The 23270-nt window shown below is 74.8% G+C and carries 24 protein-coding genes and 2 pseudogenes; 16 read left to right on the top strand and 10 right to left on the bottom strand.

Annotation, left to right across the window (positions count from 1 at the left end; all coding sequences use genetic code 11):
- The first annotated feature begins 367 nt into the window (after nucleotides 1-367).
- Entirely contained in the window at nucleotides 368-1720 is a 1353-nt protein-coding gene (locus GA0070613_RS27115; protein WP_172875912.1) for an RNA-guided endonuclease InsQ/TnpB family protein, read from the top strand.
- 82 nt (nucleotides 1721-1802) lie between these two features.
- A complete protein-coding gene (locus GA0070613_RS27110; protein WP_231929504.1) occupies nucleotides 1803-2330 on the top strand; it encodes a GNAT family N-acetyltransferase in 528 nt (175 codons plus the stop codon).
- A 203-nt stretch (nucleotides 2331-2533) separates the two neighbouring features.
- Here the strand turns inward: GA0070613_RS27110 and rpsD are convergent, their stop codons facing one another.
- Together rpsD and GA0070613_RS27100 are read right to left on the bottom strand one after the other, a co-directional pair.
- On the bottom strand, nucleotides 2534-3145 hold the full coding sequence (gene rpsD, locus GA0070613_RS27105; RefSeq protein WP_089014861.1) for a 30S ribosomal protein S4: 612 nt from the start codon (nucleotides 3143-3145) through the stop codon (nucleotides 2534-2536).
- Nucleotides 3146-3228: 83 nt separating this feature from the next.
- Complete coding sequence (locus tag GA0070613_RS27100; RefSeq protein ID WP_089014860.1) at nucleotides 3229-4674, bottom strand: M20/M25/M40 family metallo-hydrolase; 1446 nt, start codon at nucleotides 4672-4674, stop codon at nucleotides 3229-3231.
- Nucleotides 4675-4784: 110 nt separating this feature from the next.
- On the opposite strand from GA0070613_RS27100, the gene GA0070613_RS27095 reads away from it, so the two are divergent.
- Together GA0070613_RS27095 and GA0070613_RS27090 are read left to right on the top strand one after the other, a co-directional pair.
- On the top strand, nucleotides 4785-5330 hold the full coding sequence (locus GA0070613_RS27095; protein WP_157746549.1) for a glycogen debranching N-terminal domain-containing protein: 546 nt from the start codon (nucleotides 4785-4787) through the stop codon (nucleotides 5328-5330).
- 51 nt (nucleotides 5331-5381) lie between these two features.
- Nucleotides 5382-6680, top strand: a complete 1299-nt coding sequence (locus GA0070613_RS27090) for an NAD(P)/FAD-dependent oxidoreductase (RefSeq protein ID WP_089014858.1) — start codon at nucleotides 5382-5384, stop codon at nucleotides 6678-6680.
- A 7-nt stretch (nucleotides 6681-6687) separates the two neighbouring features.
- Here GA0070613_RS27090 and GA0070613_RS27085 read toward each other — a convergent pair whose 3' ends face one another.
- The 3 genes from GA0070613_RS27085 to GA0070613_RS27075 form a co-directional block, all read right to left on the bottom strand.
- Nucleotides 6688-7872: an AI-2E family transporter gene (locus tag GA0070613_RS27085; protein ID WP_089014857.1), complete on the bottom strand. Its 1185-nt coding sequence runs from the start codon at nucleotides 7870-7872 to the stop codon at nucleotides 6688-6690.
- Between the two features lie 134 nt (nucleotides 7873-8006).
- A complete protein-coding gene (locus tag GA0070613_RS27080) occupies nucleotides 8007-8798 on the bottom strand; it encodes a spermidine synthase (RefSeq protein WP_172875911.1) in 792 nt (263 codons plus the stop codon).
- A 78-nt stretch (nucleotides 8799-8876) separates the two neighbouring features.
- Nucleotides 8877-9854 (bottom strand): DUF2267 domain-containing protein, encoded by a 978-nt coding sequence (locus tag GA0070613_RS27075; protein ID WP_089014855.1) that lies wholly within the window; start codon nucleotides 9852-9854, stop codon nucleotides 8877-8879.
- A 203-nt stretch (nucleotides 9855-10057) separates the two neighbouring features.
- Between GA0070613_RS27075 and GA0070613_RS27070 the strand changes: the two genes are divergently transcribed.
- From GA0070613_RS27070 to GA0070613_RS27055, 4 genes are all read left to right on the top strand, one after another.
- Nucleotides 10058-10369, top strand: coding sequence for a hypothetical protein (locus GA0070613_RS27070; RefSeq protein WP_089014854.1), 312 nt, complete (start codon nucleotides 10058-10060; stop codon nucleotides 10367-10369).
- Between the two features lie 154 nt (nucleotides 10370-10523).
- Nucleotides 10524-10871 carry an STAS domain-containing protein gene (locus GA0070613_RS27065; RefSeq protein WP_089014853.1) on the top strand — a complete coding sequence of 116 codons (348 nt, stop codon included), beginning with the start codon at nucleotides 10524-10526 and terminating at the stop codon, nucleotides 10869-10871.
- A gap of 73 nt (nucleotides 10872-10944) precedes the next feature.
- A complete protein-coding gene (locus tag GA0070613_RS27060) occupies nucleotides 10945-11391 on the top strand; it encodes a response regulator (protein ID WP_089014852.1) in 447 nt (148 codons plus the stop codon).
- A gap of 172 nt (nucleotides 11392-11563) precedes the next feature.
- Nucleotides 11564-12115, top strand: a complete 552-nt coding sequence (locus GA0070613_RS27055; protein ID WP_089014851.1) for an ATPase — start codon at nucleotides 11564-11566, stop codon at nucleotides 12113-12115.
- 7 nt (nucleotides 12116-12122) lie between these two features.
- On the opposite strand, the gene GA0070613_RS27050 is transcribed toward GA0070613_RS27055, so the two are convergent.
- Complete coding sequence (locus tag GA0070613_RS27050; protein ID WP_172875910.1) at nucleotides 12123-12962, bottom strand: hypothetical protein; 840 nt, start codon at nucleotides 12960-12962, stop codon at nucleotides 12123-12125.
- 331 nt (nucleotides 12963-13293) lie between these two features.
- Between GA0070613_RS27050 and GA0070613_RS27045 the strand changes: the two genes are divergently transcribed.
- Nucleotides 13294-14241 (top strand): endonuclease/exonuclease/phosphatase family protein, encoded by a 948-nt coding sequence (locus GA0070613_RS27045; protein ID WP_231929503.1) that lies wholly within the window; start codon nucleotides 13294-13296, stop codon nucleotides 14239-14241.
- A 13-nt stretch (nucleotides 14242-14254) separates the two neighbouring features.
- On the opposite strand, the gene GA0070613_RS27040 is transcribed toward GA0070613_RS27045, so the two are convergent.
- Complete coding sequence (locus GA0070613_RS27040; protein ID WP_089014850.1) at nucleotides 14255-14680, bottom strand: OsmC family protein; 426 nt, start codon at nucleotides 14678-14680, stop codon at nucleotides 14255-14257.
- Between the two features lie 77 nt (nucleotides 14681-14757).
- Nucleotides 14758-15705 (bottom strand): serine/threonine-protein kinase, encoded by a 948-nt coding sequence (locus GA0070613_RS27035; RefSeq protein WP_089014849.1) that lies wholly within the window; start codon nucleotides 15703-15705, stop codon nucleotides 14758-14760.
- A gap of 179 nt (nucleotides 15706-15884) precedes the next feature.
- Between GA0070613_RS27035 and GA0070613_RS27030 the strand changes: the two genes are divergently transcribed.
- The gene (locus GA0070613_RS27030) at nucleotides 15885-16118 is read left to right on the top strand and encodes a hypothetical protein (RefSeq protein ID WP_089016228.1); all 234 of its coding nucleotides are present in this window, start codon (nucleotides 15885-15887) and stop codon (nucleotides 16116-16118) included.
- An 83-nt stretch (nucleotides 16119-16201) separates the two neighbouring features.
- Here the strand turns inward: GA0070613_RS27030 and GA0070613_RS27025 are convergent, their stop codons facing one another.
- Complete coding sequence (locus GA0070613_RS27025; RefSeq protein ID WP_089014848.1) at nucleotides 16202-16804, bottom strand: hypothetical protein; 603 nt, start codon at nucleotides 16802-16804, stop codon at nucleotides 16202-16204.
- Nucleotides 16805-17092: 288 nt separating this feature from the next.
- Here GA0070613_RS27025 and GA0070613_RS27020 point away from each other — a divergent pair, with 288 nt between their 5' ends.
- From GA0070613_RS27020 to GA0070613_RS27000, 5 genes and pseudogenes are all read left to right on the top strand, one after another.
- The gene (locus GA0070613_RS27020) at nucleotides 17093-17833 is read left to right on the top strand and encodes a response regulator transcription factor (protein WP_089016227.1); all 741 of its coding nucleotides are present in this window, start codon (nucleotides 17093-17095) and stop codon (nucleotides 17831-17833) included.
- Entirely contained in the window at nucleotides 17811-19322 is a 1512-nt protein-coding gene (locus GA0070613_RS27015; protein WP_089014847.1) for a sensor histidine kinase, read from the top strand. Before GA0070613_RS27020 ends, GA0070613_RS27015 begins: the two co-directional genes overlap by 23 nt.
- Nucleotides 19323-19830: 508 nt before the next feature.
- A pseudogene (locus tag GA0070613_RS34560) lies at nucleotides 19831-20439 on the top strand (mannosyltransferase YkcB-related protein); the annotation flags it as partial.
- Nucleotides 20436-21666, top strand: a pseudogene (locus GA0070613_RS27005) (dolichyl-phosphate beta-glucosyltransferase). The pseudogenes GA0070613_RS34560 and GA0070613_RS27005, both read left to right, overlap by 4 nt.
- Nucleotides 21667-21754: 88 nt before the next feature.
- Nucleotides 21755-22525: a helix-turn-helix domain-containing protein gene (locus GA0070613_RS27000; protein WP_089014846.1), complete on the top strand. Its 771-nt coding sequence runs from the start codon at nucleotides 21755-21757 to the stop codon at nucleotides 22523-22525.
- A gap of 11 nt (nucleotides 22526-22536) precedes the next feature.
- Here GA0070613_RS27000 and GA0070613_RS26995 read toward each other — a convergent pair whose 3' ends face one another.
- Nucleotides 22537-22935, bottom strand: coding sequence for a VOC family protein (locus GA0070613_RS26995; protein WP_089014845.1), 399 nt, complete (start codon nucleotides 22933-22935; stop codon nucleotides 22537-22539).
- A gap of 183 nt (nucleotides 22936-23118) precedes the next feature.
- On the opposite strand from GA0070613_RS26995, the gene GA0070613_RS32845 reads away from it, so the two are divergent.
- Nucleotides 23119-23268, top strand: a complete 150-nt coding sequence (locus GA0070613_RS32845; protein WP_172875909.1) for a hypothetical protein — start codon at nucleotides 23119-23121, stop codon at nucleotides 23266-23268.
- Nucleotides 23269-23270: the final 2 nt, after the last annotated feature.

The following is a 23270-nucleotide window of genomic DNA, read 5'->3' as shown; positions in this document are numbered from 1 at the left end:
CCCGCGCGGGGGCGGGTCACCTGATCGCTTCGCGGCGAGGGGCGGTGTCGAGCGGACGATGCCCGCTTCCGGCGGCGGAGCCCGGCGGTCGGCGGGATCGGTGGGCCGGGCGGCGCCGGGCGGCTCGGGTCAGGACACCGTGGTCCCCAGCGGCGAAGCGGAAACCAGCACCGTGCCGAGAAGAGCCATACCCATGATCGACCTCCTGCCGTCCGGGCCCACGCTAGTTCGGTGACCACAAACGTTGGCCGGGTTGGTCGGGGTTGCGACAATGTCGTAGGGATGGTGTTGGCTTCGGTTTGTGCCTCGCCGTCGGGATCCCGCCGCGCCGCGGGTCGTACATCGCACGGCCCGGGTTGCTGTGCGGGTGACGTCTGGGCAGCGGAGGCGGTGTTTCGGGCTGCTGCGCTCGGCCGGTGACGTGTGGGCGTGTGTGCTGGAGGTCAACGCGTGGCGGCGCCGCCGCCACGACGCGCCCCTGGTCGGCTATCAGGAATTGTGCCGCGAGCTGGCCGCGTCGGGGCCGGGCACGTTCGCCGACCTGGACTCCGTGGGTGCCCGGTCGGTGTTGCGCCGGTTCTCGGATGCGTGGTTCGCGGCGGCGAAACGCCGCACAGCCGGTGACCTGTCGGCGCGGTTCCCGCGTCGTCGGCGGGCGTTGGTGCCGGTGCGCTGGTATCACGGCACGTTCACCCTCGACGGACTTCGGGTCCGGATCCCGACCGCCAAAGGCGGTGCGCCGTTGTGGGTGCGCCTGGCCAGGGAGGTGCCGTATCCGGCCGAGCAGGTCCGCTCGATCACCCTGCTGCGTGAAGGCGGCCGGCTGTTCCTCGACGTGACCGCCGAGGTGCCGGTGGCGGTCTACCCGCCCGGTGAACAACCGGATCCGGGCCGGGTCGCCGGGGTGGACCTGGGGATCATCCACCCCTACGCCGTGGCCGGCCCCGACGGCGAAGGGCTGCTGGTGTCGGGGCGGGCGATCCGCGCCGAACACCGCATGCACCTGGCCGACACCAAGGGCCGCCGCCGTGCCGTGGCCCGGCGGGCGCCGAAGCCGGGTCAGAAGGGGTCACGCCGGTGGCGGCAGTACCGCCGTCGGGCCCGCCTGGTGCAGGGTAGGCACCGGCGGCGGGTGCGTCAGGCCCAGCACGAAGCCGCCCGCACGGTCGTCTCGTGGGCGGTGCGGCAGCGGGTCGGTGTCCTGCACGTCGGCGACCCCCGCGGGGTGCTCGACATTCCTGCTGGGCGGCGGCACAACCTGCGGTTGCGGCAGTGGCAGATCGGCCGGCTCCTGCAGGTCCTCACCGACAAGGCCACCCTCGCCGGCATCACCGTCCGGCTGGTCGACGAACGTGGCACGTCCTCCACCTGTCCCGCCTGCCACCGGCGGGTGCCGAAACCTCGTGGGCGGACGTTGTCCTGCCCGCACTGCGCGTTCTCCGGTCACCGCGACCTCGTTGCGGCGGCCAGCATCGCCACCCGTGTTCCGGGCGGCGGATCCACCACCCCGGCAGCGGTTGTGCTGCCGGAGGTGGTCACGCACCGTCGAGCCGGCCGGCACCTGCCCGGTGCCGGCCGGTCCCGACGTGACCCCCGCCGCCCACCCGGGGCGGCGCGAGGATCAGTTGGCCCGCGGAGGCCCGCCCCACCACCCGGTGGGGAGTCGCTCGCCCACACGGCGAGGATCCATGACACCCACCGGAAACCCGGTGAACGTTAGTGGACACCGCACTAGACATCAGCGGCCCGAAGCGCGACCCCGGTTGGAGGGCGAGCCGGCCGATGGGCGAGAGTGTGGCCACGTGAGATACCTGCGCACCGACGGGCGGGTCGGTATCCGCCGCCCCCGCCCCGCCGACGAGGCCGAGTTCATCGCCGCCGCCCGGCGCAGCCGGGACCTGCACCACCCGTGGCTCGCCGCGCCGGACGACCCGGAGAAGTACGCCGCCTACCTGGGCAAGGTGCGGCGGCGGGACGGCGCCGGCTACCTGTTCTGCGACCTGGCCACCGGGCAGATCTCCGGGTACGCCAACATCAGCGGCATCGTGATGGGCGCGCTGCGCGGCGGCTACCTCGGCTACGCCGCCTTCCTGCCGTACGCCGGGACCGGGCACGCGTCCGCCGGCATCGGGCTGGTGCTCGACCACGCCTTCACCGCGCTCGGGCTGCACCGGCTGGAGGCGAACATCCAGCCCGGCAACGAGCCGTCGAAGGGCCTGGCCCGCCGGCTGGGCTTCCGGCTGGAGGGCTTCTCCCCGGACTACCTCTTCATCGACGGGGCGTGGCGGGACCACGAGCGCTGGGCGATCACGGCGCCGGAACCCGGCTGACGGCGCGGTGGCGGTCGCCGTACGGCGACCGCCACCGATGTCGGCTCAGCGTCCGGGCCCCCGGGCCTGGGGACGCTGCCCGGTCAAGCGCTCCAGCCGCGCCTGTTTGTGCTCGACGCGCCGCCGCTGCCGGGGCGTCAGGTCTGGGCGGCCGCTCTGCCGCAGGTACGTCGGTACCCGTCGGTCGTTCGGGATCGGCAGCTTCATGACGCGGTCCTCCGTTCGGGCTGGACGGCGAGGGGGATGTCCCGCAGCGTCGGTACCTCCTGCCGCTGCGGCTCCCGCGTCAGCGTCGCGGTGAACCGCTCCGGCCGCACCTCCAGGTACGGCGGGGCGTCGCCCTCGGCGTACTCTGCGACGGCGATCGCGACGGGGGCTCGGCCCTGCCGCTCCGGCCGCACCCGGATGGTCTGCCCGGGGCGAACCAGGTATGACGACCGGTTGGCCTTCCCGCCGTCGACCGTGAACGTGTTGTGGGCGACCAGGTTCCGGGCCTCGTCGATGGAGCGCGCGAAGCCCGCCCGGTGCACCAGCGCGTCCATCCGCTGCTCGAGCTGCCCGACCAGATTCTCCGCCGTGTCGCCGGGCTGTCGGCCGGCCGCCGTCAGGGCCCGGGCCAGCTGCCGCTCCCGCAGCTCGTAGCCGGCCCGTACGTGCTGCCGCTCGGAGTCGTTCAACCGGTATCCCCGCGGCGCGCGCCGCGGCCCGCCGCGCACTCCCACCGGATGCCGTTGTCGCCGCAGCCGGTAGCCGTGCGCCGGGTGCAGCGGGACGATGTCTTCCGGCGAGGGACGTACCGTGGTCCGGACCGCCATGTCTTTCCTCCCTCTCTCGCGGTCCCACCACTCTCCGCCGGCGTCGGGTGAGGCGACCCCACCCGGTCCGGATGAGCCGGCGGTCAGCTGCCCGGCTTCGGGAAGGCCACCGGGCTGCGGTGCCCGTCCCGGTCCACCGCCCGGATGCCGAAGAAGACGTTGTCCTTGGACAGGTCCACGGTCACCTCCGTGACGTCGCCGACTGCGATCACCTTCTGCCACTCGGCGGCCGTGGTCTCCCGCCACACCACCTCGTAGCCGGCCAGGTCCGGCTCGTCGCCGCGCTGCCAGCGCAGGGTTGTGTCGTTGGTGAGGTTGGTGGTGACGATGGTGGCCCCCTTCGGGGTGCCCGGCGCCTGGGCCAGCGACCAGAGGGTCGCCCCGTTCACCCGGGCGACCCGGGTGATGTAGTCGAAGTCGCAGAACTCGGGCAGGTCGCCGTACTGGACGCCGTCGACCACCCGGACGTCCTGGTGCTGGTGGGCGAAGTCCTCGTTCGGCTCGGTGAAGCGGCCGGCGGGCCAGCCCTCCCGCAGGAACGAGATGTGGTCGCTGCCGCGCAGGTAGCGGTCCCGGCGGTAGATCACCCGCACTCCCATCCCGGTCGCTCCGTTCTCCGCCACGTCGCTGACGAAGCGGGCGAGCTGCCGCGAGGGGGAGTCGTTCTCGCCGCCCACCGACTGCCGGGTGCTGGCCTCGGCCGGCGTCTCGGCGGTCGGCACACCCTCGGCGAAGAGTCGGACCGCACGCGGGTCACGGGTGCCGTCGTCGGCGGTGCTGCTGCCGATGATGTCGTTGCTGAACATGCCCTGCACGTCGACGCCGGCCGCCTTCAACTGCTTCGCCAGGTAGCCCGAGCCGTACAGGCCCTGCTCCTCGCCGGCGACGGCGGCGAGGACGATGGTCGCCTCGGTGTGCCGGGTGGCCAGCAGCCGGGCCAGCTCCATCAGCACCGCCACGCCGGAGGCGTCGTCGTCGGCGCCTGGTGCGTCGCTGACCGCGTCCATGACGTCGGTGGCGCGGGAGTCGTAGTGGCCGGTGATGACGTACGTGCGCCCGGGGGAGGAGTCGCCGCGCAGGGTGGCCACCACGTTGGTGATCCGGGTCGCGGTGGGGATCCGGGAGGCGGGCTCCTGGACGTACGACTGCAGTTCCACCGTCATCCGACCCCCGGAGGCGGCGGCGTACCCGGACAGCTGCGCGAAGATCCAGTCGCGGGCCGCGCCGATGCCCCGGATCGGGTCGTCCTGGTTGGAGAGGGTGTGCCGGGTGCCGAACGCGGCCAGCCGGCGGACGGTGGCCTCGATCCGGTCGCGGTCCACCTCCCGCAGCAGCACGGACAGCTCCCGGTCCGGCTGCTGCGGCCGGGCCGGGCGGCCCGGCCCGGGCGGCGGGCCGGCCTCGAGCGCCGCGGCGGGCGCGGCGGCGAGCGGTGCGGCGACGGTGGCGGCGGCGGCCGCGGCGGATGCGGTCAGGAAGGTGCGCCGGGTCGACCTCGTGGGCCGGTCGGCGCTGTGCTGGCTGCTCATCTCCGCATCCTCGCCCTTGAATGCACTGTTGTCTATGTTCTGGCCGGCGGGAGGTTCATCCGGATCGGGTGAGGGCGGATGGGTGGGGTCGCCCTAGCCTGAGTGACGGGTTGCACGAGCGGATCGAAGTCGCCTCCTTCGCCACCGAGCGGATCCGGTTGGATTTGCGTCTCGAGGTGGGCAACGACTTCGCCGACATCCTTGAGGTCAAGACCAGCGTCCGGGACCGGTCGGAGCGGATCCAGCGGCGGCACGCGCCAGACGGCTCGCTGCTGCTGTTCGGCTACGGGCAGGACGGCTTCACCGCGGAGACCCGGGTCGAGTCGACCCGGCCCCCGCAGCGACCTGAGGGCGACCACCTGGTCTGGGAGATCGATATCGGACCGCGCGAGGAGTGGCAGGTCGACCTCGAGGTGCCGGTGCCGCCCGGCATGGGGGTGACCGAGCCGGTCCGGGGCGACGTCGCCGACATCTTCCACCACCGGGTGGAGGATCCGGCGGCCCGGTGGCTCGCCCGCGCGGCCGAACTGACCAGCGACCACCTGGGGCTGGAGCGCGCGACCGCGCAGACCCGCTCGGACATGTCCGCGCTGCGGCTGGAGACGCAGGTGGGGGAGGAGCGGATCAGCCTGCCGGCCGCCGGCATGCCCTTTTGAGCGCACCGACCCGCACGTTTGTCGCGCGTTTCGGCGGGAACGGCAGCGGGCATGACGAAACCTCGTGTGGTGATCGTGGGGGCCGGGTTCGCCGGATACCACGCGGCGAAGACGTTGAGCCGGCTCGCCGGCAAGCGGGCCGAGATCGTCCTGCTGAACTCGACCGACTACTTCCTCTACCTGCCGCTGCTGCCCGAGGTCGCCGCCGGGGTGGTGGAGCCGACCCGGATCTCGGTGCCGCTGTCGGGCACCCTGGACGGCGTGCGGGTGGTGATCGGTGAGGCGGACCGGGTCGACCTGCAGAACCGCTGGGTCGGTTACCGGCAGCAGGAGGGTGACCGTGGCCAGCTGGCGTACGACCGGCTCGTCCTCGCCGTCGGCAGCGTCAACAAGCTGCTGCCGATCCCGGGGGTGACCGAGTACGCGCACGGCTTCCGCGGCCTGCCGGAGGCGCTCTTCCTGCACGACCACGTGGTCCGGCAGATCGAGCTGGCCGAGCTGACCGAGGACCCGGCCGAGCAGCGGGCGCGGACCACGTTCGTGGTGGTGGGGGCCGGCTACACCGGCACCGAGGTCGCCGCGCACGGGCAGCTCTTCACCGACCGGCTGGTCGCCCAGCGTCCGCACCTGACGGTGCGCCCGCGCTGGATGCTGCTCGACATCGCGCCCCGGGTGCTGCCGGAGCTGGGCGAGCGGATGTCGCGGACCGCCGACCGGGTGCTCCGGCGGCGCGGCGTCGACGTGCGGATGGGCACCTCGGTGTCGGAGGCCACCCCGGACGGGGTGATGCTGACCGACGGCGAGTACGTGTCGACCTGCAGCCTGGTCTGGTGCGTGGGCGTGCGCCCCGACCCGTTCGTCGCCGAGCTGGGGCTGCGCACCGAGAAGGGCCGCCTGGTGGTCGACGAGTTCCTCAACGTCCCCGGTTACCCCGAGGTGTACGCCTGCGGCGACGCGGCCGCCGTGCCCGACGTGACCCGCCCCGGCCAGATCTGCACGATGACCGCCCAGCACGCGCAGCGGCAGGGCAAGCTGGCCGCGCAGAACATCGCCGCGTCGTACGGGCAGGGCAGTCGTAAGCCGTACAAGCACTACGACCTGGGCTGGGTGGTCGACCTGGGCGGCAAGGACGCCGCGGCGAACCCGTTGAAGGTGTCGCTGTCGGGCCTGCCGGCCAAGGCGGTGACCCGCGGCTACCACCTGCTGGCCATGCCCGGGAACCGGGCCCGGGTGGGCGCCGACTGGGTGCTCGACGCGACGATGTCCCGACCCGCAGTGCAGCTCGGCCTCGTCCCGGCCAACGCGGTGCCGCTGGAGAGCGAGTCGCCTGAGATGGTGCGCCGCGGTTGAGCGACGGTCAGCCGCCGGCCGGCGGCGGGTTCCCGCCGGGGGCCCGCCCGCCGGCCGGTCGGTTTCCCGGCCCGCCGCGCGGTTGCTCCGGGGGCGGCTGGTCGGCGCTGGCGCCGTCCGGTGGGTCGGCGGCCCCGGTGGCGGGTGACGGCACGGTGCGCAGCCCCTTCGGGGCGAACTCGCGGAGCAGGATCTGCGCGATCCCGGCGGCCGGGATGGCCAGCAGGGCACCGACCAGACCGGCCAGCTCCGCCGCGAGCAGCACGCTGACCAGCACGGTCAGCGGGTTCAACCGGACCGCGCGGGACATGATCACCGGCTGCAGCAGGTGGTTCTCCGCCTGCTGGTAGACGACGAAGAAGACCAGCACGACGACGCCCGCGGTGGGCGAGTGCAGGAACCCGGCGCCGGCCGCGATGATCGCGCCCAGCGTCGCGCCGACCAGCGGGATCAGGTCCGCGATGGCGACCAGCAGGGCGATCACCGCGGCGAACGGCACGCCGGTGAGAAGGAGCACCAGAAAGGTCAGCCCGCCACAGATCACGCTGATCAGCAGGTTGCCGGTGAGATAGCCGGTGATGGTGCGGGCGGAGTCCCGCCCGACGCGGCGCAGCCGTTCCGTCCCGCCGTCGCCCGCCAGGGCCAGCACCCCCGCGATGATCTTCGGGGCCTCCAGCACCATCAGGAACGCCAGGACGATCACGGTGACCAGCCCGACGATGGTCTGCAGCACGCCCCGGACCAGCCCCACGGCGGGCTGGCCCAGCCGCGAGCCGTACTGCTGGAGCTGGTCGGCGTGGCGGTTGGCGTACTCCCGCAGCCGGAACCGGGTCAGCAGCTCGCCCACCGGCCCCCGACCAGCCCGGGCTTCCCGCAACAGCTCCGGCGCCCGGTCGGCGAACCGGCCGACCTCGTCGACCAGCGGTAGGACGATCAACGCGGCGAGGGCGCCGAGCAGGACGAACGTGGCGAGGAAGACCAGCAGGATGGCCAGCGCCCGGTGCCGCACCCAGCGGCGTTGCAGCCGGTCGACCAGCGGTTTCAGGGCCACCGCGAAGAACGCCGCCACCAGGGTCCAGATCAGCACCCGCCGGGTGGCCCAGACCAGGGTCAGCCCGAGCAGGGTGGCCAGCACCAGGCCGATGACGATCAGCGCGCGGCGCGCGGTGGTCCGGTCCTGGGCGTCGCTCATCCGGCGCGGCTACCCGGCCGGGATCCGGCAAAACCCGCGGCCCGGCCGCGCGGGAGCACCGCCGCCGCGGAGTGCCCGGTCCGGTCCCGGTCCGGGAGGCCTGCCCGGCCCGTGGAACGCCGGGCGGGTCCCGGTCAGTCCGCGGCGAGGGTGGCGTCGGTGGCGGGGCGGGCGCCGGAGACGAAGGCGTCCAGCGTCGGGCCGTGCAGCACCCCGCCGGGGAGGGGGTCGCCGGCCACCCGGGCGGCCAGCCGGCGTACCGGCAGGCGGTCGGGGCGGTGCGCGGCGGCGAGCACCAGGTTGCCGTACCGGCGCCCCCGCAGCATCCGCCGGTCGGCGACCAGGCAGACGTCGGCGAAGACCGCGCGCAGGGTGGCCACCTGGGCCCGGCAGAAGACCAGCGGTGGAAGGTCGGTCACATTGACCAGGTAGACGCCGTCGGGGCGCAACGTCCGGGCCACCTCGGCGGCGAACTCGACGCTGGCCACGTGCCCGGGCATCCGGGCCGCCCGGTAGACGTCGGCCAGGACCAGGTCGTACCGGCCGGGCGGGGCGGCGCTCACCGCGTCCCGGGCGTCGGCGACCTCGACGGCCACCTCCGGCGGCAGCGGCGGCAGCTCCCGGCGGACCAGCTCGACCACCGCCGGCTCCCGCTCGATGACCAGCTGCGCCGATCCGGGGCGGGTGGCGGCCAGCCAGCGCGGCAGGGTGAGCGCTCCGCCGCCCAGGTGCAGCGCGGTCAGCGGCCGGCCCGGCGGGGCGGCCAGGTCGATCACCGCGGCCACTCGCCGGACGTACTCGAAGTGCAGGTGGCGCGGGTCGACGACGTCCACGTAGGACTGGGCGACGCCGGCGGCGAGCAGCGTACGCCCGGTCCGTCGGGCCGGGTCGACGACCAGCGTCAGGTCGTCGGCGGCCCGCTCCACGGCCGGCAACGTTATCCCACGCGGTGGGCGACCGGCCGGGTCGGGCCGACGGGTGTCGCGCCCGCCGGCCCGGGCGGCTCAGCCGGCATTCATCCCGGCGCCGACCTCCTCGATGGCGTCGTCGACCCGGTGGGCCAGGTCGACGTCGAGGACGGTCACCCCGTCGACCCGTTGGGTCCGCACGGTCAGTACGGCGCTGTCCGGGTCCGGCCGGCCGATCTGCGGGGCGCGGCCGACCTCGGTCCGGAGTTGGTCGAGCCGGTCGAGCACCCGGTCCAGGTTGTCCGGCGGCAGCTCGATCGTGCGGACCAGCGATTGCCGGTCGCTCGACCAGTACCGCAGGCGGCTGAGCGCGTCCCTCAGTTCCTGCTCGTCCAGTGGGGCGGTGGCCGACGTCGGACCCACCAGGCCACCGCCGGGCTCCGGCGGCGTGAGCAGGTCTCGCAACCCGTCGGGTACGCGCAGCGACTCGACCAGATCGCTGTCGGCGTCGGCCAGCGCCGCGAGGGTCGCCTCGGCCTGGTAGCGCGCCTCCTCCGGGGTGCGCCCGCTGATCCGGGCCACTTCGGCGAGGAAGCCCGCCAGGTCGTGGTGCCGTTCGATGCCGTCTACCGGCACCACGTCGTGCAGCTTCATCGGCACCGCTTCGAGCAGCCGTTCCCGCGCCGCCTCGTCCAACGCCCATGCCAGCGCCAACACGGTCGCCTCGGCGCCCACCTTGGCCTTGGAGAAGTCGACCCCGGACCGGCGGCCGACGTCGTCGACCAGGGCGCGGTACCCGAGAGTGGTCACCCCGGGTGCGCCCTTGCCGGGCTCAGTGAGCGGCCGACCGGGCTGCGGCACGCCCGCCGGCGGCGGGGCGGGACCGCCCCGGGTGGTGTCCGGCTTGTGCCGCCCGGCGGGCGCCGGGCCGGTCCGCTTCCCCCGGTCCAGGGAGGTGACCTGCTTGGACGCGCTCAGGCTGGCGCCGGTCTGGCTGGGCTGTCGGCCGCGTTCGCGGGCCTCCCGGGCCAGGGCCCGGCGGCGCTGGTTGTCGCCCTCCATCTGCTTGCGCATCGTCGCACCTCGTTCCTCGTCGGGTTCCGCCGTTTCCGCGCGTCGCCTTCCCGCCGTAACGGGGAAGGAAACGGCCACGGGGGGCGACCCGCGGAAGCGGGACGGCAGCTTCATTCGCTGGGGGTGAGGGGCGCTCACCCGAGGGCGGCCCATGATCGGGGTGGACCGGGAAACTTCCGACGCACGCGGAAGGGAAGGTCGTCATGAAGAGGATCATCGAGATCGTCCCCGCCCGACCCGGCTGGTACGCCCGGTGGCGGCTGGACCCCGAGGCCACCCGGTGCTACCCGGTGACCCTGTGGGCGCTGCTGGAGGAGACCGACGGGACGGGCCGTGAGGTGGTCGGCGTCGACTCTGTCGGACAGTGGCCGGGCGCGGACGACAACGAGGTGGGTGGGGAGTTCGTCCGCTATCTCTTCCAGACGCCGGATTCCGGTCAACCAGAGGACGCGGAGCCGCCCGCGACGGCGGAGCTGCGGTCGACGGGACCGCGGTTGCAGCCGGCCGCCGCCTGAGCCACCCTCCCCGGCCCCCGACCCCTGGTCCCAGGGTCGGGGGCCACCCCACGTCCACGCCTGACCGGCCGCGGGGTGCCGGCGTGGGGACCTCTCCCCCGTATACTTGCCGCACCGCAAGCATCCGCCTGCGGTAGGAGCGGGAGGGACCACGTTGACGTTCACCGTCACGGACGCCCAACGGGCCGGCGGTAGGGCCTGCCTGCGGCTCGCCGGTGAGCTCGACATGAGCACCGCCCCCCAACTCAACGCCGCGATCGACCGGCTCGTCGCCGACGGCGAGCGGTACCTGCTGATCGATCTCACCGAGCTCACCTTCTGCGACTCGACCGGCATCGCGGCGTTCGTCCGCGGCGACAACCGCGCCTCGGCCGACGGCGGTTGGCTGCGGGTCACCGGGGCCGGCGGGCGGGTGGCGCGGGTGCTGCAGGTGACCGGGCTCGCCGAGGTGCTCCGATACGACGCGGACACGCCCGAGCCGGCCTCGCCGTTCCGCCCCTGATCGGCTAGATTTCCCCGCCAGCAGGTGACCGAGAGGTCCCGTTCCGCCACCGACACGAAGCAGGTAAACCCCCATGGGTCCAGGCAGCCCGAGCCCCGTTCGTATCCTGGTGGTGGACGACGACCCGGGCGACGTCCTGATGATCGAGGAGGCCCTCGAGGACTCCGACGTCGAGAAGGTCATCGACGTGGTCAACGACGGCCAGGAGGCGATGGAGTTCCTCCGGCGCGAGGGTCGGCACACCGAGGCCCGCCGCCCCGACGTGATCCTGCTCGACCTGAACATGCCCCGGATGGACGGCCGGCAGGTGCTCGGCGAGGTGAAGCGGGACGAGGACCTGCGCACCATTCCGATCGTCGTGCTCACCACGTCGAACGCGGACACCGACATCGTCGGCAGCTACACGCTGCAGGCCAACGCGTACGTGACGAAGCCGATCGACCTGGACGACTTCAACGACGTGGTGCGGCGCATCGACGAGTTCTTCGGCCGGGTGGTCGTGCTGCCCAAGCGTTCCTGAGCCTCGTTCGTCCGGATCGCCGCCCGGCTCCCCGGGGATTGTCCACGCGCGGTCGCCGGTCGTCGACCGCCCTCGGATGCTGAACATTTTCCTCGAACCGCCTCGGCGGTCGCCGGCAGCCCTCAGGATCGGCAGGTGGGGAAGAAACATCAGCTGCCTGGGGGGCGACAGTATGAGGTTCTCCGTCGTTGAGACCGGTTACGACCAGCGGCAGGTGGACTCCTGCCTGGACGAGCTGGGGATCCGGTTGACCCGACTCGCGGCCCGGGCGGAGAGCGCCGCCGGGGCCGGTCGCGAGTGGGACCAGATCCGGCAGGAGGCGACCCACCTCTGCGATCTGCTCGACCGGCGGGGCGCGCCGGACGCGGGCGACGTGGCGGCCGTGCGGACCGGCGCGACGGCGGTGGAGCGGGAGGCGGACGGGCTGCTGGCGCTGGCCCGTGGCGAACTCGACGCCGCCCGCGCCGAGGCCCGGCTGGTCCGGGAGCGGGCGTACGCCGAGGCGGTGCAGGCGCGCCGCGACTTCGAGGCGGCGCTGCTGGCCCGCCGGCGGCGGGAGGCCCGGGTCGACGATCTCCTCGCCGGCCTGACCGTGCATCCGGTGCCGGCCGACACTCCGACCGCCGCCGCGGCGGTGCCCGGCAACGGGGTGCCGGCGACCCGGGTGGCGACCGCCGCCACTGACGCCCCGGTCGAGCCGCCGTCCGAGCGGAGTGCGGCCTGACCGCGGCTCAGATCAGCGCGTCGACCACGGTGGTGGCCCGCTGCTCGTGCTGGGCGTACGCGTCCGGGAAGGCGGAGACCTGCACGGCCTGGGCGGCCTGGGTGATGCTGAGGTCCGCCCAGCCGGGCACCTCGGCCAGCGCCGCGTAGAACGCCCGGGCCGCGTACGCCGGGCGCATCAGCTCGGCGACGGTGCCCCAGCCGCTGCTCGGCCGCTGCTGGAACAGCCCGACCGAGTCGTGGTCGGCGCCGCTGCCCTGGTGCGGATAGTCGTACGACTCCGGCAGCACGTCGCTGGCCAGGTTGTAGAGGTTGCTCTCCTGCATCGCGGTGGCGATGGCCACGATCAGTGCCCGGCGTGGCAGCTTCATGTCCCGACCGACGTCGACGATCACCTTGGCGTTGTCCATCTGGCGCTGGTCCAGGCCGGCGACCGGTCGGGGGTGCTTCGGCGGGACCGGCTTCTTCGGGGCCTTCTTCGTCGGCCGCGGGATCGGGGTGGCGGCCGGGATCGGGGTGACCGGCACGGCGACCGGCGGGGCGGTCCGCTGGAAGTCCCGGGAGGCGCGCTGCTCCGCCTCGGCGGCGGCCGCCGCCCGGTCCGCCATCACCTCGCGTACGGGCTCGTGGCGCTGGCCGATGTCCCGGGCGCCGACGACGGCGACCAGGCCGAGACAGCAGGTCACGCCGGTGGCGACGGCGACCCGGGCCGGGGTCGAGGCGAGGCGGCGCGGCGCTTCCGGGGCCCGGTGCCGCCCGATCGTCCTTTCGGCTGATGCGACATCGGTGGGACGGCCAGGGGGCGTCGCCTCGGTCTGCTTCTGCGCGGGGGAGTCGTCGGGATGCACCCGCCGAGGCTAGAAAGCTTCCCGCCGCTTGCCATCGGGCCGGTTGGTGGCATGCGCCACAATTTGCCATGATCCGCGCGGAAATTACTCTCGGTCAACCATGAAACCGGCCCTCTTCGTTTTTCGGGTTTGTCGCTTATAACCGAACTAGCAGGGTGAATCAGGCGGAAGATCATCTTTGGTGCGGGATGCACCGACCTCCTCCGTTCGGCCCATGCGGGACCCCACGACCTGTCGGTCGCCGGTCCGCCGGAGGTACCGGTCCGTCCCCGCCGCCCCGGTGCCGCCATCGGGCCGCCCCCGCCGCCCCCGCTCGATACGATTGTGGACGGTGACGGAGCGCGTGATCGGCGAGCGGGCGAGCGGTGAACCCAGCGGCCGCCGGGACCGGCGGGGGATGATCGTCTGCCTGCTCGCCGTCCTGCTCGCCGCGCTGCTCGCCGGCCACCGCGCGGTTCCCAACGTGCACGGCTTCGGCAGCCTGCTCGACAGCGCCACCCCGCTGCTCGGCCTCGGCGTACCGCTGCTCGGGCTCGCCGCGCTGCTGCGCCGGTCCCGGCGGGCGCTCGCCGCGGTGCTGCTCCCGACGGTCGTCTGGGCGGCGCTCTACGGCGGGGCGTGGCTCCCGCCGGCGGGCGGGGCCGGCCCGGCCGCGATCCGCGTCGCCAGCCAGAACCTGCGGTCCGGCAATCCCGACCCCGCCGCCACCGTCGACCCGCTCGCCGGCTCCGGCGCCGACCTGATCGCGCTGCAGGAGGTCGACGACGACGACCGGGTCGACGCCGCGCTGCGCCAGCGGTACCCGCACCGGGCCGCCGTGTCGACCGTCGCCCTGTGGAGCCGGTGGCCGATCCGGGACTCCACCGGCGTGGACACCGCACTGGGCTGGACCCGGGCGCTGCGCGCCGTGGTCGCCGCCCCGGGCGGCGACCTGGTGGTCTACGTGGTCCACCTGGGCTCCGCCCGGGCGGGCCACACCGCCACCCGGGACGAGACCCTCGCCGCGCTGGCCTCCACCGTCCGCCACGACCACGCCCCGCGGCTGGTCGTGCTCGGCGACCTGAACACCGCCCCCACCGACCGGGTCTTCGTGCCGCTCACCCGGCTGCTGCGCGACGCGCAGGCGGACGCCGGGCAGGGCTTCGGCTTCACCTGGCCGGCGGAGCTGCCGGTGACCCGCCCCGACCACGTGCTCTACCGCGGACTCACCCCCACCGCGGCCGGCGTCCTACGCACCCCGGACAGCGACCACCGGGCGGTGACCGCCAGCTTCCGCTGACGACCCCGGCGGCTCAGTGCCGGCCGTTCTCCGCCGGCGTCACGGTGAGCCGGTGCCGGCTGTTGTCGCCGCTGGAGAACGGCCAGAGCCGGTCGGCGTAGGCGACCAGGTCGGCCAGCTGCTCCCGGGTCAGCCCGGCCGAGGAGATCTCGGCATGCACGTCGGCCCGGTACCGGCCGTCGTTGTCGCGGCCCAGTTTGGCCTCCGCGGTCACCTGGACCGTGTGCGCCTCGTCGGTGATCTTGCCGGCCGCCTCCACCGCCGCGTGGTGCAGGCAGGACGCGAACGCTGCGGCGAGCAGTTGCTCGGGCCTCAATCCGGTGCAGTGCGCCGCCAGCGGCGACGCCAGGGCGGTGGAGAGGCCGCCGTCGTCGGTGCGTACGTGACCGCCCGCGGCGGTCGCGGTGGCCTCGTGCAGCCAGGAACTCGGATCCGGCATCGCGTTCCTCCCGTCACTCACCCGCCCGGCTACCCGGCCCCCGCCGAGTGAAACCGGGCCGGGGCCCGGGGGAGGACTCAGCTGGCCCACTCCGTGGGCTGCCGGTCGACGGCCATCGCCTCGGTGGCCTCGGCGGCCGCCCGGTCGGTCCACGGGGACAGCGGCGCGGTCCGCTGCCGGGGCGTCGCTGTCAGCATCGGCACGTAGACCCGGGCGTCCACCACCTCGGCGAGCAGCAGCGCGGCCATCAGGCTGCTGGGGCGCTGGGCCGGGTCGTCGGCCAGGCAGCGCCGGCACAGGTCGGCGACCTCCGCCGGCAGCCCCTTGATGTCGGGCAGCGGCTCCGGCGCCTGCCGCTTCCGCGCGCCTAGCAGTTGGGTGGTGCTGCTGGCGGCGTACGGCAGGCGGCCGGTCAGGCAGTAGTAGAGCAGCACGCCGAGGGCGTACATGTCCGCGGCGGGGGTGGCCGGCTGCCGGTCCAGCTGCTCCGGGGCCAGGTAGGCGGGGGTGCCCACCACGATGTTCTCCGGGGTGTGGTCCGTCGCGCCGGCCGAGGTGGCGATGCCGAAGTCGAGGACCTTCACGCCCGACGGCGTGAGGATCACGTTGGCCGGCTTCACGTCGCGGTGCACGATGTCGTGCGCGTGCGCCGCGGCCAGCGCGGCGCTCACCTCGGCGCAGACCCGGACGGCGATCCGCCAGTCCAACGGGCCCTCCCGCAGATGGGCGGCGAGCGTCTCCCCCTCGGCCAGTTCCATCACGATGTAGGGCGCCTCCCGGCCGGGCATGATCGTGGCGGTGCCGAAGTCGTGCACGCTGGCCACGTTCGGGTGCACCAGCCGGGCGGCCGACCGGGCCTCGAGCCGGATCCGCTCCACCGACGTCGCCTCGTCGTCCAGGCTGGGCGAGATCAGCTTCACCGCGACCGTCCGGTCCAGCACGAGGTCGTGGGCCCGCCAGACCTCCGACATCCCGCCGATGCCGACGCGCTGTTCGAGCTCGTACCGCCCGCCCAGCGTCCTCATCGACCACTCCTCGTCCTCGTCCCGCCCGGCCCGATCCCGGTGCTTCAGGACGCGGTACCCCGGGCCCGAGCTGGGCAAACCGCCGCGGGTTTGCCGGCCGGGGCCGGCCGCGGCGGGGTAGCTTCCCCTCCAGGGGCGCGGTGCCGACTGGTGCCGGCCCGGGGACGGAGGGTGTGCGGGTGGCTGAGGTGCGCGTACGGTTCGTCGGCGGACCCGCCCACGACCTGGTCCGGGACTTGCCGGCCGACCCCGACGGCGCGCCGCCGCAGCGGTGGATCATGCGCCACCCCGACCACGCCGCGGCGTCGGCCGGCGGCGGGCCGGACCACCTCTACGAGCGGGACCACCGGGACGGGTACGGCACCTGGACGATGCGTTTCGTCCGGACCGACCCGTTCGGCGCGACCGAGTGACGGCGCCGCGGGTCAGGCCGGGGCGGCGCGGGTGGTGCCGAGGATGACCGGGGTGACCGTCGTCGATGGACATGCCCGGCAAGTCACCACCGGGTAGCGGGCTGCGGAAGGGCCGCCGGGCGCGCCACCGGCCAGGCCGGAACACCCTGCCCGGCCAGCCACTCCGGGCCGTCGGGACCGCGGACCAGCGCGGCCACCGCGAGCATCGCGGCCCGCGCCGCGTCCGGCGCGGCGACCGTCACCGCCGCCCACGGCGAGGCCGGCGCCCCTCCGGTACGTGGATCGCGCACCCCGCCGCCGTCCGCCCGCAGCGGATCGGCGGTGACCAGGGCGCCACCGGCCAGCGCGACCGGTCCGCCGTCGACCACGACCGGCCAGCCGCCGTCCGGCGCCGGTCCGGCGGCGGCGATCCGGGAACCGACGGCGGTCGGGTCCACCGCGCCGCCGTTGGCCGCGGCCGCGCCCAGCGCCACCGCCACCAGGTCCCGCAGCAGCGGGCCGACCGGCACCGCGCGACCGGCGGCGCGGTGGGCCCCGGCCAGCTCCGCCTCGGCGGTGCGCAGCGCAGCCAGCTTGCCCGCCACCGCGCGCCGGGCCGCCGGCAGCGCCGTCCGCTCGGTCACCGCCACCCGCACCGGCCGGTCCCGCCACCACCAGCGGACCTCGAATGTCCCGTTCAGGCTCATGTCGGCAGCCTGCGCGCCCCGGCTGGAGGGCACGTGGGTCGGACCTGTGGCCGCGCTGTGCGTCGGGCGTGCCGGGCCGCGCCGGCGCCACCCGATACGGGCCGGACATGATCGGCACCGAGGCGGCTCTCCGCGAGCGCGTCGACACCGCCAGCTCCCCGGCCCGGAGTCGATGCCCGGCCGGGTCGGGCCTCGCGCGCGAGGGCGCCCCGGCGGGGCCGCACAGCTGGTACACAGGATCGGGACAGGCCCGGCACAGCGGAGCGACCCACGATGGGGGACATGGTCATGGACGGGCAGGCCGCGCAGGGCCGGATCGAGCTGCGCCGACCCGACGGCGAACCGGTGCGGGTGCTGGTGGTCGACGACGAGCCGACATTGACCGACCTGCTCTCGATGGCCCTGCGCTACGAGGGCTGGCAGGTCCGCAGCGCCGGCAACGGGATGGCGGCGCTGAGCACCGCCCGGCAGTTCCAGCCCGACGCGGTGGTGCTCGACGTGATGCTGCCCGACCTGGACGGCTTCCAGGTGCTGCGCCGGCTGCGCGAGCAGACCCCGACCGTGCCGGTGCTCTTCCTCACCGCGCGGGACGCGGTGGAGGAGCGGATCGCCGGGCTCACCGTCGGCGGCGACGACTACGTCACCAAGCCGTTCAGCCTGGAGGAGGTGATCGCCCGGCTGCGCGCGCTGCTGCGCCGGTCCGGCTTCGCGGTCGCCACCCGGGAGGACGCCGTGCTCACCGTCGGCGACCTCAGCCTGGACGAGGACAGCCACGAGGTACGCCGGGGCGGCGATCTGATCACCCTCACCGCGACCGAGTTCGAGCTGCTCCGCTACCTGATGCGCAACCCGCGCCGGGTGCTGAGCAAGGCGCAGATCCTCGACCGGGTCTGGAACTACGACTTCGGCGGGCAGGCCAACGTCGTCGAGCTCTACATCTCGTACCTGCGGAAGAAGATCGACGCGGGCCGCGGGCCGATGATCCACACGCTGCGCGGCGCGGGGTATGTCCTCAAGCCCGCGGAGTGACCGGCCCGGGCGGTTGCGGCGTCGGCTGGCCGGCTGGTCGCTGCGCCGCCGGCTGGTGCTCTCCGTGGTGGCGCTGCTCGCCCTGGTCAGCATCGGCATCGGCGGCCTCACCACGGTCGCCCTGCGACACTTCCTGATCGCCCAGGTCGACAACCAGCTCACCATGGGCGACCGACGCACCGGTGACCTGCCGCCCTGGTTCCGCCAGTCCGGCGATCCGCGGCGGCCGGGCCCCGGCACCGGGCCGGCAGCCCTGGAGCCGCCACGCGGCTTCCCGCCGGGCTCGATCGCGATGCGGATGGCCGCCGACGGGGCGACGACGGCGACGAGCCGAGCCGAGGCCGGAGGAGTGGACCAGGTTCCCGCCGCCGACGTCACCACACTTGCCGCGCTGCCCCCCGACGGGCAGCCGCGCACGGTCGAGCTCGACGACCGGGGTGACTACCGCGCGGTGGCCCATCGGGAGGCCAACGGCGACGTGCTCGGCGTCGCCATCCCCCTCTCCGGGGTGGAGGAGACCGTCATGTGGATGATCGTCGCCCAGGCCGGTGTGGTCACCGCCGGGCTGCTGATCGCCGGCAGTCTCGGCGCGCTCATCGTCCGGGCGACCCTGCGCCCGCTGAACCGGGTCGCCGCGACCGCCAGCCGGGTCACCGAGCTGCCGCTGGACCGGGGCGAGGTGGCGCTGTCGGTCCGGGTGCCGGAGGCCGACACCGACCCGCGGACCGAGGTGGGCCAGGTGGGCGGCGCGCTCAACCGGATGCTCGGCCACGTCGCCGCCGCGCTGGCTGCCCGGCAGGCCAGCGAGATGCGGGTACGCCAGTTCGTCGCCGACGCCAGCCACGAGCTGCGTACCCCCCTCGCGGCCATCCGCGGGTACGCCGAGGTGGCCCGGCGCGGCCGGGACCGGGTGCCGCCGGACGTGGCCCACGCGCTGCGCCGGGTGGAGTCGGAGAGCACCCGGATGACCAGCCTCGTCGACGACCTGCTGCTGCTGGCCCGGCTCGACTCCGGCCGGCCCCTGGCAGCCGAACCCGTCGACCTGACCGCGCTGGTCGTCGACGCGGTCAGCGACGCCCACGCGGCCGGCCCGGAGCACCGCTGGCAGCTCGACCTGCCCGACGAGCCGATGGCCGTGACCGGGGACGCGGCCCGGCTGCACCAGGTGGTGGCGAACCTGCTCGCCAACGCCCGGGTGCATACGCCACCCGGCACCACCGTGACCACCCGGCTGGCCCCGGTCGCCGGCGGGGTCGAGCTCAGTGTCGCCGACGACGGGCCGGGCATCCCGCCCGAGCTGCAGGAAGAGGTCTTCGAGCGGTTCGCCCGCGGGGACAGCTCCCGCTCCCGGGCGCACGGCAGCACCGGCCTCGGCCTGGCCATCGTGGCCGCCGTGGTGGAGGCCCACCACGGCCGGGTCGACGTGGTCAGCCGCCCCGGCCACACGGTCTTCATGGTGTGGCTGCCGGCTTCCACAGCCGACGCATAGGTCGTTCACGGGGCCGGGCCAGCGGCCTGGCCGAGGCTGGCCGGCATGGACAGAACAGAGAGTCTGCTGACCGCGCCCGCGACCGGGTCACCCGCACCGGCGCCCGCCGCGGCGCCCACGCCGGACGCCGCCCCGTCGCCGAAGCCCACCGCGGCCGTGCCCGAACCCGCCCGCGCCGACGGCGACCGTACGCCGCCCGAGCCCGCCCGGGACCACCCCCGGTGGGCGCGGCCGGCCCTGCTGGCCCTCCTGTTCGCCACCGGACTGCTCTACCTGTGGAGCCTCGGCGCCTCGGGCTGGGCAAACTCGTTCTACTCGGCCGCCGGGCAGGCCGGCTCGGAGAGCTGGACGGCGTTCTTCTACGGTTCGTCCGACGCGGCCAACTCGATCACCGTCGACAAGACCCCGGCCTCGCTCTGGCTGATGGCCCTCTCGGTACGGATCTTCGGGCTGAGCAGCTGGTCGATCCTGGTGCCGCAGGCGCGGCCCGTTGGTGCAGGGCGCCTTCGGTCCCGGCCGGGGCGGGTTCCCCGGCGGCCGGCTGCCGGGCGGCATGGAGTTCCCCGGCGGCGGCCAACTCGCTGGCTTCCCGGGCGGTGGGCAGAACGGCCAGGTCCCTGGCCTCCCCGGTGGCGGCCAGAACGGCGGGACCGGGCAGAACGGGCAGTTCCCGGGCCTCCCCGGCGGCGCGCAGGGGCAGTTCCCCGGCGGCGACGGCCGCTCGCAGCGCGGCGGCGGCATGGGCGGGCTGCTCGACGCCCCTGAGCCGAGCGCCGAGCTGAAGTCCCTGCTGGCGGCCGACGCCGACGCCTACACCTGGGTGGCGGCGACGATCGGTTCGAACAACGCCTCCGGCTACCAGCTCGCCACCCGGCGGCCGGTGATGGCGATCGGCGGCTTCAACGGCAGCGACCCGTCGCCGACGCTCGCCCAGTTCCAGCGGTACGTCACCGACGGGGAGATCCACTACTTCGTCGGCGGCGGTGGGTTCCGGGCCAACGGGGGCAGCTCCGCCTCCCAGGAGATCGCCTCCTGGGTCGCCGAGAACTTCACCGCGAAGACCGTCGACGGGGTCACCGTCTACGACCTGACCAGCGGAAAGCGGGCTGAGCGATGACCCTCCCGAGTGCTCCCCGGGCGGCGGTGCGGGCCCGGCGGACGACGCCTGCGGCGGTGCTGGACGTGGTGGTGCCGGTCTACAACGAGGAGGCCGACCTCGGTCCCTGCGTCCGGCGGCTGCACGCCCACCTGACCGAGCACTTCCCGTACCCGTTCCGGATCACCGTGGCGGACAACGCCAGCGTCGACGGCACCCTCGCGGTGGCCGAGGCGCTCGCCGCGGAGCTGCCCGAGGTGGGAGTGCGGCACCTGGACGCAAAGGGGCGGGGCCGGGCGCTGCGGGCCGCCTGGTCGGCGTCCCCGGCGCCGGTGCTGGCGTACCTGGACGTGGACCTCTCCACCGACCTGGCGGCGCTGCTGCCGCTGGTCGCGCCGCTCATCTCCGGCCACTCCGACCTGGCCATCGGCACCCGGCTGGCGCGGACCCAGCCAGGTGGTCCGGGGCGCCCGACGGGAGGTGATCTCCCGCGGCTACAACCTCCTCCTGCGCGGCACCCTGGCGGTGCGCTTCTCCGACGCCCAGTGCGGGTTCAAGGCGATCCGCGCGAACGTGGCGGCCGGGCTGCTGCCGCTGGTGCAGGACACCGGTTGGTTCTTCGACACCGAGCTGCTGGTCCTCGCCCAACGGGCCGGCCTGCGGATCCACGAGGTGCCGGTGGACTGGGTGGACGACCCGGACAGCCGGGTGGACATCGTCGCCACCGCCCTGGCCGACCTGCGGGGCATCGGCCGGCTGGCCCGCGCCCTGGTCAGCGGGGCGCTGCCCCTGGCGGAACTGCGCGAGCAGCTCGGTCGGGCGCCGCTGACCACGGCGCCGGCGCAGGTGCCGGCCGGACTGCCCCGGCAGCTCGCCCGGTTCGCCGCGGTCGGGGTGGCCAGCGCGCTGGCGTACCTGGCGCTCTTCCTGGCGACCCGGGGCGCGCTGGGGGCGCAGGCGGCGAACCTGCTGGCCCTGCTGGTGACCGCGGTGGCCAACACCGCCGCCAACCGCCGGCTCACCTTCGGCATCTCCGGCCGCCGGCACGCCACCCGCCACCACCTGCAGGGTCTGCTCGCCTTCGCTCTCGGCCTGGCGCTGACCAGCGGCTCGCTGGCGGTCCTGCGCGCCGCGACCGCCGCCCCGCCCCGCCCGCTGGAGCTGGCGGTGCTGGTCGCCGCCAACCTGGCGGCCACCGCCCTCCGCTTCGCCCTCCTCCGCCTCGCCATGCACCACCGCCGCTCCTGACGGCCGCCCCGACCACGGGGGTGTCGTCCGCACCGGGACGGCGACCTGGTGGTCGACCGGTGGCCTGGCCGGGTGGCAGGCTGTGGGGATGTACCGGGAGCGGGCCGCGATCGGGATCCCCGGGGCGGTGGTGTGGCACAGCGTCGCCGAGGGCGGGGCGTCGACCCGGGTGCTGCCGGACGGCTGCGTCGACCTGCTCTGGTCCAGCCGGGCCGGGCTGCTGGTCGCCGGGCCGGATCGGGTCGCCCACCTCTCCGCCAGCTCGCCGCGGGAGCGGTGGGTCGGACTGCGGCTGCCACCCGGCACCGGCCCGGCCGTCCTCGGGGTGCCCGCCGACGAGGTGCGTGACCAGCGCGTCCCGCTGGCCGACCTGTGGGGGCCGGCCACGGGCGCGCTGGCCGACCGGATCGACGCGGCACGGTCGTCGGCAGAGCGGCCCGCCCGCCGCTCCGGTTCGTTGCGCGGCGTCCATCCGATCGGCGCGGACGCCGCCGACGTCGAGCTGATCGCCGTCGCCCTGACGGCGGTCGCGGTCGCGCGGCTGCGCGCCGTCGGCGGCCCGGACCCGCTCGGCGCGCGGGTCGCCGCCCGACTGGCGGACGGCGTCACGGTGGGCGCCGCGGCCGCCGAGGTCGGCCTGGGCGAGCGCGCGCTGCGCCGCCGCTGCCAGCCCCTCTTCGGGTACGGCCCGAAGACCCTCGCCCGCATCCTCCGGATGCGCCGCGCCCTCGCGCTGGCCCGGGCCGGTACGCCGCTGGCCGAGGTGGCCGCCCGCGCCGGCTACGCCGACCAGGCCCACCTCACCCGGGAGGTCCGCGACCTGGCCGGCGTGCCCCCGACCCGGCTGCTGAGGGGCTGACCGGTCGCCGCTCAGTCGGCGGCCAGCGGCGCGAACAGGTCCACCCCGTTGCCGTCGGGGTCGTGCAGGACGGCGTACCGCTGCCCCCACTGGGCGTCCCACGGCGGCAGGTGGCCGTGGAACCCGGCTCCGGTCAGCTCCTTGTACCACCGGTCGACCTCGGCCGGGTCGGCGCAACGGAACGCCAGGTTCACCCGGGGGCTGCCGGTGGGCGGCGCGAAGTCCGGGTCGAAGGTGCGGATCATGTCGACGGCGTCCCAGGCCAGCCGGACGCCGCCGGCCAGGGTCACCTCCACGTGCGGTTCGCGCTCGGCGCCGGCCGGGACCGGCACCCCCAGCCGCCGGTAGAAGTCGAGCGTCCGCGCCATCTCGGTGACCGCCATGCCGATGAGGTCGAAGTGAGGTGTCATGGCGGTCACGGTAGAGGTGGGTGGGGCCGGTCGTCTTGAACGGAACGGACGTGGTCGCGGTGACCGGTGTGGCCTTCACGACCGGCTCGCGCGGCGTACGGTGTCAAGGAGACAAGTCCGGCTTAAAGGGCTAAATGCCTCATGGTGGCCGGCCTCCATCACGGCGAGGGAAGGGAGCGGCCGGTGATGCACCTGGCCTACCTGGACGCGGGGTCCGGCAGCCTGATCGTGCAGGCGGTGGTCGGTGGGGTGGCCGGAGCGGCGGTGGCGGCCAAGCTCTACTGGCGCCGGCTGGTCGCCCGGTTCCGGCGCCAGCCCACCGACCACCGCTGAAC

The sequence above is a fragment of the Micromonospora inositola genome (genome assembly GCF_900090285.1).
In the GTDB taxonomy this organism is placed as follows: Bacteria; Actinomycetota; Actinomycetes; order Mycobacteriales; family Micromonosporaceae; genus Micromonospora; species Micromonospora inositola.
Note: the sequence above shows the minus strand (reverse complement) of the source record. Positions and strands in the feature narration are given on the sequence as shown.